We start from the raw sequence: 13,755 nt of genomic DNA, 5'->3' as shown, positions 1-13,755 counted from the left end.
ACGCCACGCAACCACACACCAACAAAAACACAACAAAAATAATCCAAAAAAACAAGAAAAACACCCCCAAAAACCAAAACACGGGAGTGTCGCGCAATCAACATAAGCAAAATACAAAATACACAACGCAAGCAAAACAAACAATATATATGCACACAACATGTGTACGTGCTATACCTAGGCGTGCTATATATAGGTATATGAGAAATAGCGAGAAAAACAGCAAGAGCAGCGCACACAACAGCGTACACCATCACATTGTTGCACTAACAGGCGCAGGAATATCTACAAGCGCGGGCATTCCAGACTTTCGAGGCCCAGATGGAGTTTGGACTAAACACCCAGAACAAATGAGCGTTTACGACATTGACGCGTTTTTAAGCAGCGAAGAAGAACGCATTTACTCTTGGCGATGGCAAAAAGAGTCGCCAGTTTGGAACGCTCAGCCTGGAACAGCGCATAAGTCGCTAGTAAAACTTGAGAAAGCTGGAATGCTGGACTTAATCGCCACTCAAAACTTTGATGCGCTTCACGAAAAAGCTGGAAACAGCCCAGGTATTGTAGTGAACTTGCACGGAAGCATTGGAACATCACACTGCATGAGCTGCCACGCGAGCTATAAAACTGCGGATATTATGCGCGACTTAGACGCGCACCCAGACCCACATTGCAGGCGCGCGCTGCCGTACCGCGGAAACATGCCTTGCAACGGTCTTATAAAAACGGACGTTGTATATTTTGGGGAAGCTCTGCCCGAAGGCGCAATGGAACGCAGCGCGCAGGCGATTATGCACGCAAGCGAGCTGTGGGTTATTGGCTCCACTCTAGAAGTGTTTCCAGCCGCAAGCCTTGTGCCACTAGCTGCTCGCGCAGGAGTGCCGATTACAATAATGAACCTGGGCGCTACGCAATACGATCATTTGGCAGAGCGCATAATACGCGAAGATATTGCAAAGGCTCTGCCAAAGTTAGTAGACGAAACTATTGCAAGCTAACAGCGATTCCCTCCCAAGGCGCAAGCGTGCCATTTTTAAGCGATTTAAGAGCATGATCTGCGCTGTACGTAGAAATCATCACATCGTCATACGATGCGCCGTTAGAGGCGATATTACGCAACAATTCGGCACTTTGAGCAGGTATTGCTACAGAAGAATCCGTCATATTTATCATTACGAGCAACTTCTTTACAGAAGCACAAGGCAAATCGCCAGCAACCGCGCTTGAAGAATTCACATCATTCTCAAGACCTGCCACATTTGCCACATCTGCCTCACATGCCTCATCTGCCTTAGCATTCTCACAAGTCTGCTCAACCTGCTCAACCTGCCTAACAAACGCGTAAACGCACTCGTCATCCGCATCAATCAAATTCCAAGAACCAGCCGAAACAACAGGCTGCAAATGGCGCAACTCAATCAAACGCTTGTAGAACGAATAAACAGAATCCGAATCTTCCATCTGCTCGGCAGCATTAATATCTACATAATTAGGATTCACGCTAATCCAAGGCTGCGCATTATTTTGCGACGGAACATTAAAAGGCATAAATCCTGCATATTTAGACGCATTCCACTGCATTGGAGTTCGAGAATTATCGCGACCGCGCTTTGCGAGCGCATCCATCATAGACTCCGCAGACTGAATATGCGCTTCTTCTACGCGCTGCTTAAACATATTCAACGCTTCCAAATCGCGATACTGCTCGAGGCGCGTAAAGTGCGCGTTTGTCATGCCAATTTCTTCACCCTGATACACATACGGAGTGCCGCGATGCATGTGAAGAAGCATTGCAATCGCCTTAGCGGAAAGCACACGCATCTCATCGCTAGCCTCGCTACCCCAGCGAGAAAGCGCACGCGGCTGATCGTGATTATTAAAGAACAGGCTCGCCCAACCAGCCTCGCTAACTGCTTGCTGCTGATCTGCCATTGCACGCTTTAATGTCGTCAACTTAAGAGGAATAGGATTCCACTTAGTTCCATTTGCGCAATCAACATTAACTTGATCGAACAAGAAGAGCATGTCTAGCTCGCCATTAGCAGGATTTGTAATATAAGTGTTTCGATGCGCGGAAATTCCAGGAGCCTCGCCAACAGTTAAGAAACCTTCGCGACCCTTGAAAACCGCTTCGCGCATCTCGCGCAAAAACTCGTCTAAGCGAGGGCCATCGGAGCAGAAGAAATACGGCGAAGAGTAGCCGTCGTCACCTGCTGGCGCATCTTCAATCTGCGAACCGTATTCCCCTGGCAAACGCCCTTCGCTATCTATGCGCTTAGAAATTTGCGTAATTACATCCATGCGGAAGCCGTTAATTCCGCGATCCATCCACCAATTCATCATCTTGTACACGGCAGCGCGAACGGCAGGATTTTCCCAATTCAAATCTGGCTGCTTTGGCGAATACTGGTGGAAGTAATATTCGCCACGCTTTGGATCATACGTCCACGCCGAGCCGCCAAAATACGAACCCCACTTATTTGGCTCCGCACCTGGCTCTCCAGGCACATGCCCTTTGCGTGCTGGCCTCCACCAATACCAATCCGCGTAGTCGCTAGAAGCATCTCTTGAAGCCTGGAACCAAGCATGCTCGTCGGAAGTGTGATTTACTACTAAATCCATAACAACTTTAAGGCCGCGCTTGTGCGCTTCTGCCAAAAGCTCGTCCATATCTTCCAAAGTTCCAAAAAGCGGATCAATATCTTGATAATCGGAAATATCGTAGCCGTTATCGTCTTGCGGAGACTTGTAAACAGGGCTAAGCCAAAGTACGTCAACGCCTAAATCTGCCAAATAGTCAAGACGAGAAGTGATTCCCTTCAAATCGCCAATGCCGTCGCCGTTGGTATCTTGAAAGCTTCGCGGATAAATCTGATACACAACTGCATTTGCCCACCAAGGGTTTGGCGTAGCGCCGTTTGTGCGCACGGATTGCGGCAAGTTTGCTCTATTAAAAGTAGTCATACATTCCCCATTAATTATTTTTATTACCTATATTTACTATTCTATATTTTAGCTATCTTTGGATTTTAGGCGTCGCTTTTCACAGTCCATTTAGATAATCCATCATGTTGGAAGCAGTATGTGATTCATGAGTAAATTCGCGATTTTGAACTTGCCTACGAGCTTCCTCGTTTTTATTTTCGATAGCTTCTTCAACATACTTTTGAAGTTGTTCCTCGAGCGATTGGTAATGCTCAAAATCTTCACGATTAATAATGAAGTACATTGGTTGATTATTTTTTAACACTGTAACTGGCATACCAGAACTTACCTTGGCAAAAGCCTGTGCAGATTTACCATTACTAAAAGCGCTAATCGGAACCATAGTGCTTATAGGAGCGACTGTAACCATGAGAATTACCTTATAATCTATATTAATATTCAATACATGTATATTTACTATGCGTTTTACAAGTATATATGAAAGTCATTGTACTTGTAAATATTATAGTTAAAAGGATATAAAAAGCGGCCCGCAGTAAAAACTACGAGCCGTGCCTCCTTCTCATTCATTGTAAGAGCTATAGAGATACTATCTAAATTATTGCTGATTATGTAATTTAAATGCAAGCTCCGCCAAATGAACTCCGTGAGTCAAGAACTCGTGAGTGCGGCAAACGTAGTCATTTTCGCGACCAAGCTTTGCAATATATCCGTTTATATAATCAACTTCTGTCTTTCTACCACGACTCATATCTTGATACATAGAAGGATAGTGCAAAGGATTTGCCACGCGACTTACGTAGTCAATAGCCTCCAGCTCCTGCTGACGCGTATTAACCATACGAATTCCTGCACGATCGCACACATCGTACGCTTCGTTGATAAGTTGACGAGCCATATCCATAGCTCCTGGATACGAAATAAACTGACCCATCTGAATCTGATACATTGTGCACAAAGTGTTAACCACGGAATTAAAAACTACCTTCGCCATGCATGTGCCCTTAAAATCTTCCGTAATAGTAGGATTCAAGCCAGCAGCTTGAAAATCATCACGCATAGCAAGCTCAACATTGCTCACTTGCTCGTTCAACGCACACATATTCATTGTACCAACGCCAACTTTACCAATAAAATCAACGTCTCCAGGGCCATTCAGCACAGTTGCAATCATTGCGGTACCGCCGTAAATTCGATCGTCTGAGAAATATTGCTGAAGCTTTTCAAAATGTCCCCAACCGTTCATTGCAGCGAACACAACCTGACGATCCTTAAACAAATGCTTGCATCGCTCCAACATCTCCGCAAGCTGCATCTGCTTCATAAACACAATCCACACGTCTGGATCTCCGTCATAATCTTCTGGAGTATACATATTGATTGGCACAAGATGGCGATTCTCGTGGTCACGGCTAACCATTACACCGCCCTGCTCGCGAACCTTATTCACATTTTCATCCCAGGCATCAATGAAATCAACATGAATGCCAGCCGTCTCCTGCAATAAAACACCATAGCGATAACCCATAGCTCCAGAACCGATCATTGCATATTTCATGTCACTCATATGACACCTCCATGTAGGCTTGTAAGTAAAGTGGCACCAGGCATAAATCCATAAATTTTCATTTACATGGATTACGCGGAAGCAACCACGAATATAACAAAAAGCAGAAGACTGAATGAGTGAAAACAATCAGTCAACTGCTCTTTGGTTTTTATAGCATATTACACAGTTTTTTGAGAATGTCAAAATTTTTCTAATTACATCTTTACAGCGTTTCTAATTAAAAAATTATTCAGTTTTATCTATGATTTTCGAAAAAATTACGCAATAACTGCACACACTGCGATTCACAAACGGAGCCAAAAACTTGCGGATGCGAGCCAATATGAGGATCTCGCAAAATATCCCAAACGGATCCACATGCGCCAAGTTTTGAATCCCATGCACCAAAAACAACGCTACTAATGTGCGTTTGTAAAATCGCGCCAGCGCACATTGGGCAAGGCTCCAACGTAACAACAAGCGTGCAATCGCTAAGATTCCAAGACTTGCGCACCTCTGCTGCCTGCCTAATCGCAAGAATTTCTGCGTGAGAAAGAGGATCCGCGTCTTGCTCACGAAGATTAGAGCCGCGGCCAATAATCGCACCAGAACCATCTACAACAACAGCGCCAACTGGAACTTCTCCGCAATCGTAAGCGCGCTTAGCAAGTCGCAATGCCTCTTGCATGAGTGGAACATATTCGCGCGCGCGCAAAGTCACATTAACCCCGAAGAAATATTGTGCAAAGCAAGCCAAGAGCGAATATCGCCAAGTTCTTCCATGTGAACTGCGTGGTCAAGCCCGCGGTAACGCTTCTCTTCCAGCCAGGTATGCTCCTCAAGCCAGGCTGCAGCTGCCGAAAACTCGTAAGGAGCAATAACAGCATCATCCAAGCCGTAGCCAAAGAAAACAGGCGTATTAAGATCCGCAAGAACGTCGTCGTTAAGAGAAATATCTTTAGCAATATTAGGAGCTACGAAGCCAGAAAGCGCAACGGATGCGCGATAGCGATCTGGATTAAGCCTAAGAACATGAATCGCAAGAGCCGCACCTTGCGAAAAACCGAATGGCACAACAGCGCGGTCTTCGGGAACATTCGCCGCAACCCACTCATCAATCGCAGCAGCCGCAGCATACATATCTCTGTCTAAGTCATCTCCGTTAGGCACAGCATCATGGAACCAGCTGTAAGCGCCTTGAGCCAAGCGAAGTGGAGCACGTAAAGAAATCGCATCGTTATAAGGTGCCACAACGCGCATTAAATCAAGCAAATCGTCCTCGTTTGAACCCCATCCGTGCAACAGCAAAAGAAGAGGCCTTGTGGCATATGCAGCTGCTTCGCCTCGAGAATACTTAGCAACGCTTACATGCAAATCTTCGCCAAATCTGCCTGGAACAACGCTTGATTCACGGCCAGCATGAAGGCCATTCGATGCGCCATCAGCGCTATCTTCGCTGCCAAAATCGCCATTATTGGCGTTGCTGTTGCCGTTATTGCCGCCGCCAAAATCACCGCCGCCAAAATCATTATTGTTAAATTCGCCGTTGTCGAACTCACTAGAGATCACACCGTTATGATTAGTCATAATTACAGCATACGGCACAGCTTTGGCATTTACACAGCGAACACTGCATAAAAATTTAACCCCAGCCGATTGGACTGGGGTTTAAATTTAAGGAAAAATATGAATAAGCTTTCGTGAATTACCTTTTAAGTTTTTCACTAATATTATGAAAACACATAATCCTTAGCGCTGCTAGTGAACTAGCTGATAACTTGCTGAAAGTTTTCTACTTTTCCCCTGATTTTTCTTAAAAATCGAGACTAATCAAGACTAATCAAATCTTAATTAATACTAATCTTCCAAATTTGCGCGATAGAAGTTCTCGTAAGACCTAGACGGCGTTGGGCCGCGCTGACCTTGATAGTGAGATCCGTTAACAGAAGAACCGTAAGGATTTTCGCATGGAGAGCTTAGCTGGAAGAAGCACATTTGGCCAATCTTCATGCCTGGCCACAATTTAACTGGCAGAGTGCTAACGTTTGAAAGCTCCAAAGTAATGTGGCCTTCAAAACCTGGGTCAATAAAGCCAGCCGTGGAATGAGTTAAAATTCCAAGACGGCCAAGCGAGCTCTTGCCTTCTAAGCGCGCAGCAATCGTAGAATCCAACTTCACATACTCCCAAGTGGAGCCAAGCGCAAACTCGCCAGGATGCAAAATCCAAGGCTCATCAGGCGCAACCGAAAATTGCTCAGTAAGCTCGCCTTGATTTTCTGCAGGATCCACGTATGTGTAAGCGTGATTATTGAACAATCGGAAGAATCGGTCAAGCCGCACATCAATCGACGCAGGCTGCACCATTTGTGGGGTCCATGGAGTCAAATCAATATGACCCTCGTCATGAGCTTTGAGAATGTCGCGATCAGACAACAGCATAACGTCAAATCTCCTTGCGATAAAACTTCGTAAAACAAACACTTAAACACACTTATATGCCAAGTGTAGCGCGTGCCGCGGTCGAAAATATTAGGCAGATATTGCAACAGAAGAAGCAGCTTTGCGTTTAGCAATAAATCGCAAAACGCACTTTCTTAACTCCGAAGCAATAAGCACAACCATTGAAAGCCCAAGGCACTCCACCCACTCCATAAAGTCGAGCGGAACTGTGCCAAACGGACCATTAAGGAATGGTATATAAATTACAGCAAGCTGCAACACTACGGAAACTGCGATTGCGCCCCAAAGCCAACGATTTGCAAACAAGCCAACAAACACGCTTTGCAAATGCGAGCGAGACGCAAGAGCATTAAGCATTTGCGCAAACACAAGAATAGTAAAGCCCATTGTGCGCGCGTGAGTCATTTGAGCGGCATGAGTTAAAACAGTTGTGGAGCGGTCTGTAAACAATCCGCCAGCCAAATGCATATCCATGCCAATCAGCGTTATAGCTGCCATAATCACGCCAATAAACACAATGTCTCCCCACATTGGCTTATCAATAACGCTATCCGTAAGTCTTCGCGGACGCCTATTCATAACGTCATCCGTTTGCGGATCAACACCCATTGCGAGCGCAGGAGCCGCGTCCGTAAGCAAATTAATCCACAAAAGCTGCGTTGCGAGCAAAGGCAAAGTCACGCCTACAGAGTTTGGCTGCGTAATTCCCAAAGCGCCAGCAAACACTACACCACCAAACACGGTGAACACTTCGCCAACGTTGGAGCTAAGCAAATATCTCAAGAATTTACGAATATTGTCGAAAATTCCGCGACCTTCGCGCACAGCTGCGACGATTGTAGAGAAGTTGTCATCTGCCAAAATCATCTTGGCGGATTCTTTAGTGACTTCCGTACCCGTAATGCCCATTGCAACGCCAATATCTGCCGACTTTACAGCAGGAGCATCGTTTACGCCATCACCAGTCATAGCAACAATATTGCCTTGCCTTTGTAGCGAGGAAACAATCGCAAGCTTGTGTTCTGGAGCAACTCGCGCATACACGCTCACTTTGCTAATAGCATCGTCGAAAGCAATATTGTCGTCATCTCTAGAAAGCAACTCGTCAAGCTCATCGCCAGTAAGAGCATGCTCATCTTTTCCAATAATGCCAAGGTCGCTAGCGATTCGAGCAGCCGTAAGCGGATGGTCGCCAGTAATCATAACAGTTCGGATTCCAGCACGATGCGCTTGAGCAACGCTATCTCGAACTTCGATTCTAGGAGGATCAATAATCGCAACCATGCCGTTCCAAATCAAATCAGATTCCAAAACGTCGCTTTGCTCAGCAACATCTGCGATTTGGCCAGCAGCATTAGAAACCATGCCGCTAACTTTAGCTAAACTATCTACGCCAAGCGGCCTATACGCCATTGCAAGCGTGCGATAAGCTTCGCCAGAGAGCTTTTCCACATTTGCAAGAATTTCTTCGCGGTCTCCTTCTGTAAGCGGACGAACAGCGCCAGCTACTGCGATTCGCGTGCAATAAGAAAGCAAAACATCTGGAGCGCCTTTTGCGCAAACAATAAGATTCCCAGAATCCGAATCGTCTTTAACAACAACAGACATGCGTTTGCGCTCAGAAGTAAATGGCACTTCCGCAACGCGACTAAGATGCGCGTAACGCTTGTCTGCCTTGGTTTTGCGAGCCGCAACAATAAGCGAAACCTCGGTAGGGTCGCCAACTGGCTGCCATGCGTCAGACGATTCATTGTAGTGCAAATCGCCATCGTTTGCTAAATACCCAGATCCGAGCGCACCAATCACCTCTGTAGCTAGAGCTGGAGGAACCGCCAAATCCGCATCTAAAGAACCCAGCAAAACCATTCGTCCTTCTGGCTTATACCCGCTACCCGTAAGCTGTACTTGGCCGCTAGGCGTTATAACGCGCTCAACAGTCATCTCGTTTCGAGTTAAAGTACCCGTTTTGTCGGAGCAAATAACAGATGCAGAGCCAAGAGTTTCTACAGACGAAAGCTTTTTAACAACAGCATGATGCTTTACCATGCGCTGAACGCCCAAAGCAAGAACAACCGTTAAAATAGCCGCTAAGCCTTCTGGAACAGCAGCAACAGCAAGAGAAACAGAAAGAAGCAAAGAATCTATAACGTCTTCAATAGTGTGGAAGCCTTCAAGAGCCCACATAGACGCAAGCACAACGGCTGCAATAATACACACTGCGATTCCAAGAACCTTAGATACGCGAACCATCTCTTTCTCGAGAGGCGTGGCTTCTTCTTGCGCGCTAGAAAGCATATCTGCGATTTTTCCAACCTGAGTTTTCATGCCCGTAGACGTGACGATTGCGCGGCCAGTGCCTTGCGTTACGGCAGTGCCATTAAACACCATGTTTGTGCGGTCTGCCAAAGACTTTGGCGAAGCTAGAGTTTCTGGACGCTTGCTAACGGCAACCGATTCTCCCGTAAGGCTTGCTTCCGCAACGCGCAAAGAAGCTGCTGCAATAAGCCTTGCATCTGCAGAAACAGCATCGCCTTCGCCAAGAACCAAAATATCTCCAGGCACAACATCCGCTGTATCTATGCGCATAACTCGCCCATCTCTAAGAACAGACGTTTGTGGAGCGCTCATTTTTGCCAGCGCCTCAACCGCTTCTTGCGCACGCGACTCTTGAATATAGCCCAAAACTGCGTTTGCTATAAGAATCACGATTATAACTATTGAGTCAAACGGCAAAACTTCGCCGCCACTTTCGCCACCATGCTGTGCGCGCTCAACAAACCATGCGATTGCGGAAATAATAGTTGCCGCTATAAGCAAGTAAACAAGCGGATCTTTAAACTGTTCGAGGAACCTCTTCCACGCTGGCGTTTTAGGAGCACCAGCTAGAGCGTTCGGGCCAAATTGCGCGAGCCTTCTAGAAGCCTCATCGCTACTTAGACCAGTAGGAACGTTTACATTAAGCGCATCTGCAACACTTTGTGCGTCTTGCAATGACGGATCTTTGGATTGATCGCTTTGATCAACCATATTTTCCCCCTTGGGAGCGCCGCGGAGTAGTCAATAATCAAGATTTTATGCAAAGTCAACTCAAAATCTTGATTATTGCGCGGTTGTGGATTATTGCAATAACAATAATTAAGTACCGTTCTATTATGCCACATAAAGCGCCAAATACTAATGCCTCGGGGGCATGTGAAAATAAGAATATGGCTATGAAAAAAGGACCGACCAAGGGGTCGGGTGGAAAACATCGTAACGCATTGCGCGGCAAGGGGCCTACTCCTAAGGCAGAAGACCGCGTTTACCATAAAGCTTATTTCGCTAAAAAAGCTGCGATTAAGCGCACTTTTGCAGATCCGCGTTTGGCTGCAAGACGCAGAGTAGATAAGTTGGGCACAGATAGCGATGAGTTGGTTATTGGGCGAAACGCAGCTCTTGAAGCTTTGCGCGTAGGCGTTCCTAGCACGCAGCTTTATGTTGCAAATCGCATTGAGCACGACGATCGCACGCGCGAAATCGTTAAGCTTGCTGGCATGCAAGGCTTGCGACTTTTGGAGGCAGATCGCCTGGAGATGGATCGCATTGCTCACAGCACTAATCATCAGGGCATTATTTTAAAGGTGCAGCCTTATCAATACTCTTCGTTGCAAGAGCTTGTTGATCGCGCAGAAAAGAAGGCTCGCGCTATGGAAGCAGCGGATTCTGCATCTGCACGCATTAACGCACGCCCATTGTTTATAGCGCTAGACGGCGTTACCGATCCGCAAAATCTTGGTGCCGTTATTCGATCCGCAGCCGCTTTTGGCGCAAATGGCGTAATTTTGCCAGAGCGCAGGAGCGCATCTGTTACGGCTGCCGCTTGGAAGGTTTCTGCAGGAGCCGCAGCGCACTTGCCTGTTGCTCGCGTTGTGAATTTAAACAAGGCGATTCAAGGTTTGCGCGAGCGTGGATGGTACGCGATTGGCCTAGACGGCGGCGGAGACAAGCTTGTTGGCGAAACTGGCTTTGAAACCGATCCGCTTGTGGTAGTTCTTGGAAGCGAAGGCAAAGGCATGAGTCGCCTAACGCGCGAAGCTTGCGATGCTATTGCTGGAATCCCAATCTCTAGCGCTGTTGAATCGCTTAACGCATCCGTTGCTGCTGGAATCAGCTTGTATGCTGTTGCTAATGCGCGTAGGCTTGCCGCTTTAAGTCAAAATTAGCAATTGTTTGCAATTACGAGTATTTGCGGATTTAAGAGTTAACAGTAATGCGGATTTTAAAGCTACGCAATTTACAAAGCTCACATAACGCGCGCACATTGGTACAGCTATTGGCTTTTGTTCTATACATTGCGATTATTGCAATTGTAATGTGTTTCCACGAACCTTGGTTTGACGAAGCTCAAAGCTGGCTGATTGCGCGCGATTCGCCAATCGCAAGCATTTTTAGCGTTAGAACGCATTACGAAGGTCACCCTCCTTTTTGGAATCTTTTACTTGCAATTGCAGCCAAAAATGGCGTTCCATACGAGTTTGGAATTAAGGGCATTCAGCTGGTTTGCGCAAGCTTACTTGGCGCGTGGCTTATTTTTAAGTCGCCTTTTAAGCACGCAAGTAGCCTTGTAACTTTTCTTATTCCGTTTACTTATTTTGCTTGCTTCCAATACGGAGTTACTTCAAGACCGTACGCTTTGCTTTGCTTAAGCTTGCTAGTAGCGGCACATTACTGGAATAGTGCGGATTCTAAGACTTCTAGCGCTTGCAAACTTGCGATTAGTCTTATGTTTATGTGCCTGCTTAGCGTGTATGGAATCGCGTTTGCTGCAGGATTTACGATTGCTTGGATTTGGCGAGTTTTTAGCAAGAATATTAACAAAAACCTTAACGAAGGTCTTAGCAAAACTCGCAATAAAACTCTTGATTTTAATGCAATTTTTCACGCGATTAAGGCAACAATTATACCGTCAATCGCATCAAATTTGGCACGACTTATATCTTGGGGATTAATCGCCATTTTTGGCGTTGCAAACCTTGCTCTTGCATGGCCAGCAAAAAACGCGTTCGCCACTCGCGCAACGATTGATGGCAATTCAACAATCGCAAAATGCTTTGCTTTTATATTCGTAATGCCTTCCGAAAGCATGTTTACAAGCTTTTATGGCGATATTTCAATGCGAAGAATGCCTTTTGACTTTTTGCCAATTGCAATATGCACGCTGTTTAGCCTTGCGATTTGGGCATTTGCAATTAAAATCACCATGCGAAGAAAACTTCTTGCAGTTCTTGTAATCCCTTATCTCGTTCTTACAATCGTAGCTGTTCGCTATTTTACGCTTCACCACGCAGGTCTAATCTTTGTGTTTTTGCTTAGTGTGCTTTGGATAAGTCACATAAAAGAGCCACTTAGCAGCAAGGATATTCCTGCGATTTTTGTTAAAATCGCCCCTACTAAATTCAGATTTATAAAAAACAAAGCTTTGAAAATTAACGTGCTAATTTCAATAATTCTTGCACCAAGCCTAATTTGGAACGCGTTTGCTTGCGTAAACGACATTCTGTTTGACTATTCGCCTTCTAAAGCCGTAGCGCAATACATATCTAGAAATCACTTGCAAAATAAGCGTTTTGTAGCATCTTGGCTCCATAATTACGAGCAAGTTGACGAAAGTGGAAACGTTATTTCGCACGAAGAAATCGACACTCACCAATATTCGTGGCTTTTAATAGGTGCAAACCCTTATTTTTCTAAGAATCTTATAGATTGTGCATACAAAAACAAGACTTTTATAACAAACGAAAGCTCGTCTGCAAGTCAGCAAGAAAAAGAGTTGGCAGCATGCGCCGCAAAGGGCGAGCCAGAGTTTTTTGTTAGCGAATCCAGCCAGCCGTGGTACTACTTCTTGGCATTAAACTACAACATTTCGCACTACAACGCGCACACTGTTTCCAACGTTAAAACGTCTTGGAAAGCTCTTGTTTGGGAAAGCACTGCCACTATTTACGAGCGAAAAGCGCATATAAAATAAGCAAAAGCTGTTGTTTAGCAATCACTAAGCAGCCGATAAGCAACCACTAAATAACCGCTAAACAGCCGCTAAACAATCGCTACAGCAGCTCAATCTTTGGATGCTCGGCTCTAAACTCGTTTGTATGCGAATCGCTAGCATACCCAAGCGCAAATCCAGTTAAAAGCTCCATGTTTTCTGGAACATCAAACTCAGCATCTAACGGATCTCGCCAAGTTGCCAAAACGCCAAGAGGGCAAGAGTCAACGCCTAAATCTTTAGCCGCAAGAAACAGCGTTTGCAACATAAGGCCAGCGTCCATTGCAGCAAACGGCATAAAATCACGCCTAGCTAAAACAAAGCCAATAACAGGCGCTCCAAAAGCCTCGAAATTCCTGCGCGTATGGGCGTTCCTGGCTGCAAAATCGTGCCTTTCAATTCCTAAATGCGAATATAACGCTAGACCGAGTTTAGCGCTTCGCTGCTTTAAGTCGCTAGGGTACGGATTTGCAACAGGAACGTCGCCATTAGGCGCTGACTCTTGAGCAAACTGAGCGCGCTCAGATTCACTCAAACTCTTATCTTTGGCTTTAAGCATTGCATTGCACTTATCTAAGTAAGCTTTTACAATGTTGTCTTTTTTGCTGCCTTGTGCAATCGCAAGCGCATAAGCCCTTGTGTTGCTCCAGCTTGGCGCAAGCGAAGCGGTGTGCAATATTGACTCTAAAACGTTTTGCTCAATCGGCTTGTTTAAAAAGTCGCGTGCAGAAAACCGCTCCGATGCAAGTTTGCCAAAATCTTTGTAAGTCATGCTATC

At 45.7% G+C, this 13,755-nt stretch carries 11 protein-coding genes; 3 read left to right on the top strand and 8 right to left on the bottom strand.

Annotated elements, in window-relative coordinates:
* Positions 1 to 200: 200 nt before the first annotated feature.
* Positions 201 to 995 (top strand): SIR2 family NAD-dependent protein deacylase, encoded by a 795-nt coding sequence (locus tag NYP55_RS05100; protein ID WP_472781639.1) that lies wholly within the window; start codon positions 201 to 203, stop codon positions 993 to 995.
* Here the strand turns inward: NYP55_RS05100 and NYP55_RS05095 are convergent.
* From NYP55_RS05095 to NYP55_RS05065, 7 genes are all read right to left on the bottom strand, one after another.
* Positions 982 to 2,961 (bottom strand): alpha-glucosidase, encoded by a 1,980-nt coding sequence (locus NYP55_RS05095; RefSeq protein WP_415694917.1) that lies wholly within the window; start codon positions 2,959 to 2,961, stop codon positions 982 to 984. The two genes, NYP55_RS05100 and NYP55_RS05095, sit on opposite strands and share 14 nt — an antisense overlap.
* A 79-nt stretch (positions 2,962 to 3,040) precedes the next feature.
* Positions 3,041 to 3,352 (bottom strand): hypothetical protein, encoded by a 312-nt coding sequence (locus NYP55_RS05090; RefSeq protein WP_032813200.1) that lies wholly within the window; start codon positions 3,350 to 3,352, stop codon positions 3,041 to 3,043.
* Between the two features lie 189 nt (positions 3,353 to 3,541).
* The gene (locus tag NYP55_RS05085) at positions 3,542 to 4,510 is read right to left on the bottom strand and encodes a ketopantoate reductase family protein (RefSeq protein ID WP_415694918.1); all 969 of its coding nucleotides are present in this window, start codon (positions 4,508 to 4,510) and stop codon (positions 3,542 to 3,544) included.
* 238 nt (positions 4,511 to 4,748) lie between these two features.
* On the bottom strand, positions 4,749 to 5,180 hold the full coding sequence (locus NYP55_RS05080; RefSeq protein ID WP_472781638.1) for a nucleoside deaminase: 432 nt from the start codon (positions 5,178 to 5,180) through the stop codon (positions 4,749 to 4,751).
* 29 nt (positions 5,181 to 5,209) lie between these two features.
* Positions 5,210 to 6,079: an alpha/beta hydrolase gene (locus NYP55_RS05075; protein WP_115757113.1), complete on the bottom strand. Its 870-nt coding sequence runs from the start codon at positions 6,077 to 6,079 to the stop codon at positions 5,210 to 5,212.
* Positions 6,080 to 6,349: 270 nt separating this feature from the next.
* Positions 6,350 to 6,931 (bottom strand): dCTP deaminase, encoded by a 582-nt coding sequence (gene dcd, locus NYP55_RS05070; RefSeq protein WP_016784181.1) that lies wholly within the window; start codon positions 6,929 to 6,931, stop codon positions 6,350 to 6,352.
* Between the two features lie 90 nt (positions 6,932 to 7,021).
* The gene (locus NYP55_RS05065; protein WP_472781637.1) at positions 7,022 to 9,979 is read right to left on the bottom strand and encodes a cation-translocating P-type ATPase; all 2,958 of its coding nucleotides are present in this window, start codon (positions 9,977 to 9,979) and stop codon (positions 7,022 to 7,024) included.
* A 179-nt stretch (positions 9,980 to 10,158) separates the two neighbouring features.
* Here NYP55_RS05065 and rlmB point away from each other — a divergent pair, with 179 nt between their 5' ends.
* Positions 10,159 to 11,154 (top strand): 23S rRNA (guanosine(2251)-2'-O)-methyltransferase RlmB, encoded by a 996-nt coding sequence (gene rlmB, locus NYP55_RS05060; protein ID WP_032815218.1) that lies wholly within the window; start codon positions 10,159 to 10,161, stop codon positions 11,152 to 11,154.
* 47 nt (positions 11,155 to 11,201) lie between these two features.
* A complete protein-coding gene (locus NYP55_RS05055; protein WP_472781636.1) occupies positions 11,202 to 12,959 on the top strand; it encodes an ABC transporter ATP-binding protein in 1,758 nt (585 codons plus the stop codon).
* A gap of 79 nt (positions 12,960 to 13,038) precedes the next feature.
* Here NYP55_RS05055 and NYP55_RS05050 read toward each other — a convergent pair whose 3' ends face one another.
* Positions 13,039 to 13,749, bottom strand: a complete 711-nt coding sequence (locus tag NYP55_RS05050) for a nitroreductase family protein (RefSeq protein ID WP_116438055.1) — start codon at positions 13,747 to 13,749, stop codon at positions 13,039 to 13,041.
* Positions 13,750 to 13,755: the final 6 nt, after the last annotated feature.

Source organism: Gardnerella sp. c10Ua_31, from assembly GCF_055700915.1.
The sequence above is the reverse complement of the archived record's forward strand: the minus strand, read 5'-3'. Positions and strand labels throughout refer to the sequence as shown.

Bases quoted from the DNA above. Each gene is read 5' to 3' on its own strand.
- NYP55_RS05050 (WP_116438055.1), bottom strand. From the start codon at position 13,749: ATGACTTACAAAGATTTTGGCAAACTTGCATCGGAGCGGTTTTCTGCA.
- NYP55_RS05095 (WP_415694917.1), bottom strand. From the start codon at position 2,961: ATGACTACTTTTAATAGAGCAAACTTGCCGCAATCCGTGCGCACAAAC.
- NYP55_RS05100 (WP_472781639.1), top strand. From the start codon at position 201: ATGAGAAATAGCGAGAAAAACAGCAAGAGCAGCGCACACAACAGCGTA.
- NYP55_RS05055 (WP_472781636.1), top strand. From the start codon at position 11,202: ATGCGGATTTTAAAGCTACGCAATTTACAAAGCTCACATAACGCGCGC.
- NYP55_RS05085 (WP_415694918.1), bottom strand. From the start codon at position 4,510: ATGAGTGACATGAAATATGCAATGATCGGTTCTGGAGCTATGGGTTAT.
- NYP55_RS05065 (WP_472781637.1), bottom strand. From the start codon at position 9,979: ATGGTTGATCAAAGCGATCAATCCAAAGATCCGTCATTGCAAGACGCA.
- rlmB (WP_032815218.1), top strand. From the start codon at position 10,159: ATGGCTATGAAAAAAGGACCGACCAAGGGGTCGGGTGGAAAACATCGT.
- NYP55_RS05075 (WP_115757113.1), bottom strand. From the start codon at position 6,079: ATGACTAATCATAACGGTGTGATCTCTAGTGAGTTCGACAACGGCGAA.
- NYP55_RS05090 (WP_032813200.1), bottom strand. From the start codon at position 3,352: ATGGTTACAGTCGCTCCTATAAGCACTATGGTTCCGATTAGCGCTTTT.
- dcd (WP_016784181.1), bottom strand. From the start codon at position 6,931: ATGCTGTTGTCTGATCGCGACATTCTCAAAGCTCATGACGAGGGTCAT.
- NYP55_RS05080 (WP_472781638.1), bottom strand. From the start codon at position 5,180: ATGCAAGAGGCATTGCGACTTGCTAAGCGCGCTTACGATTGCGGAGAA.